Source organism: Paenibacillus popilliae ATCC 14706, assembly GCF_000315235.1.
Lineage (GTDB): Bacteria > Bacillota > Bacilli > Paenibacillales > Paenibacillaceae > Paenibacillus_B > Paenibacillus_B popilliae.
The window spans coordinates 1-1,549 of record NZ_BALG01000271.1 but is presented as its reverse complement, the minus strand read 5'-3'; the positions used below and the strand labels follow the sequence as shown (position 1 = coordinate 1,549).

Genomic DNA, 1,549 nt, shown 5'->3' with positions numbered 1-1,549 from the left:
CCGTTGAGGAAGATGATATGCTCCCCTACATGTCGGCAGCTTGTTTCAAGTTGTGGATTTTGCGCTCGAAAATGGCTGGATAGAGGATCAGTTTGGGGATTGGGCAAACTCTTTCCTAGTTGATCGGTACTTACCTGACAGCCCTTGTGGTTAATTTTGCCGAAAAAAGGGGCGACGAGTAAGCAGTTTATTGCGAACCGAGTTGATTCTATAGTTAAAGATATGGAGCAATTTTCGTTTTAGCATCTTGATTCTAACGAAGGCACATTACCGTTTTTTTACCTTAACCATTTTTTTAAGGTTCAGGATCAGCTTTGTATTGTCTTCTTCAGTTTGTGCAATGAGTTAATTTTCAGGATAGAAGGTAAGAAAGGGGCCGTAGCGTTGCTGTACGGCCCTATTTTTTTTGCATGACAGCATGCAAAGACCAACTCAATTTCACAAAGGAGCAGAAAAGGTGACTGTAGCCGATTGATAATACTTTCGCCAGAGGAACAATTATTTTGAAAATGCATTGCACAATGAAAAGGCTTCAGCCAAATTGCTGAAGCTTTTCAATTCCACAATACCCATGATGGGTCCTTGTCATGGGTATTGTGGAATTAATTGAATGATGCGTCCTGTATATAAGCGTCAAAAAACTTGTTTTTTACGCCCTTCACATTTGTGAGATTGGTGTTTATCGTAATACTCTCAAAAAGGGTATATATAAGATCTTTCTTCTCTTGATCATCAAAATACGGCCATCCTTCAGCCAAGCCAACAAGTTCGTCAATGCGTGGAATGGCTGAAAGTGATTTTTTCTCCTGTGCGATTCGCTGACGAACTTCGCGTTCCTTATCATCTTCCTCAGCCATTTTTTTGCGAATTTCCTGTTTTCCAATCAGGCCTTCAACAAACATGTACTGCCACTTTTCTCGTCGTTCAATAATTTTGGCAAGCTCACGTTTCACGCTATCAATTTCACTTTTTTTCTTTCCATCATCATTTTGACAACAACGCTGCAACTTGCAATGTGGCAAGGGCAAAGCGGAAATACGTTGAGCATCTGTTTCAAAAGAAGGCCTAGTCAGGTCTTCTCTTTATTTTTACAAAAAATATTAAAGTTGGATGATAGAGTAAAAATATGCTTTCTTTTTGGGGGTGAATGTATTGGAGAGTTATACAATCTAGTTTAATGGGCTTGATAGCAGTCTTATTTATTCATCATAAGAGGGAGGTGCTTTTGTTGAGAAAGAGTTCTATTCACTTTATACAATTTTTTATCAGGAAGTAAGGCATATTAACCCAGACATTGCTTCCGGGTTGTTGGAAATCGAGGAAAAGCTTAATTCGTTTGACACGCTGAATCCATTGCCCGATTTACCGGGAATGATGCTCCATAGCGATCAAGGTAGCGTGTATACGTCCTGGGCATACCAGGAAGCCGTAAAAGAAAAGGGCATTACCATGAGCTGTTTATGGCAAACTAAAAGTGCTAAGAATAGCAGCATAAAAATGCCTAGTTAAATTGCATTTTTACTAGAAAAAGAAAGAGGCACTTGCCAGC

The 1,549-nt window shown here is 39.6% G+C and carries 1 protein-coding gene and 1 pseudogene; one reads left to right on the top strand and one right to left on the bottom strand.

What is annotated here, in order from left to right:
* Positions 1–602: 602 nt before the first annotated feature.
* A complete protein-coding gene (locus tag PPOP_RS15980) occupies positions 603–953 on the bottom strand; it encodes a hypothetical protein (RefSeq protein ID WP_042229303.1) in 351 nt (116 codons plus the stop codon).
* Positions 954–1,338: 385 nt separating this feature from the next.
* Here PPOP_RS15980 and PPOP_RS24550 point away from each other — a divergent pair.
* A pseudogene (locus PPOP_RS24550) lies at positions 1,339–1,497 on the top strand (IS3 family transposase); the annotation flags it as partial.
* Positions 1,498–1,549 lie beyond the last annotated feature (52 nt).